The organism is Streptomyces katrae (assembly GCF_000966975.1).
Classification (GTDB): Bacteria; Actinomycetota; Actinomycetes; order Streptomycetales; family Streptomycetaceae; genus Streptomyces; species Streptomyces katrae.
In genome coordinates, this window is sequence record NZ_JZWV01001758.1 from 1 (window position 1) to 571 (window position 571).

Here is a 571-nt window from a genome sequence, read left to right on the forward strand (position 1 = left end):
TCCCGCTGTTCGCCGACGCGGTGTCGTTCGCGGTCTCCGCGCTGCTCGTACGGTCGCTGCCCGCCGTGCCGCGGCCGGTGCCGCAGGCCCGCGAGTCGCTGCTGCGGCAGGCGCGGGCCGGCGCCTCGTACGTGTTCCGGGACCGGCTGCTGCTGGGGCTCGCGCTGCGCCCGGCGGTCGGGAACATCGCCTTCCTCGCCGTGGAGACCGTCCTCGCCCTGTTCGCGCACGACCGGCTCGGCATCGGCTCCTTCGGCTTCGGCCTGCTCCTGACGGCGGAGGCCACGGGCGGTCTGCTCGGTGCCGGCATCGCCTCCTTCCTGGGCCGGCGGCTCGGCACCGGCACCGCCCTGACCTGCACGGCCGCGATCGAGGGCCTCGCCATCCTGGGCCTGGCCGCCTCCCCGAACCCGTACGCCGCCGGTCTCGCGCTCGCCGTCTGCGGCGCGGGCATGGGCGCCACCATGGTGCTCGCGCCCTCCCTGCGCCAGACGATCGTGCCGCCCGAGCTGATGGGCCGGGTCGCCTCCACCTCCCGGATGCTCGCCATGTGCGCCGCACCGTTCGGCGC

The 571-nt window shown here is 76.4% G+C and carries 1 protein-coding gene; it reads left to right on the forward strand.

The window, feature by feature from the left end; translation table 11 throughout:
• Positions 1-571 (forward strand): MFS transporter (locus VR44_RS40470; protein ID WP_045952701.1); only part of this gene is annotated, 571 nt, incomplete at both ends.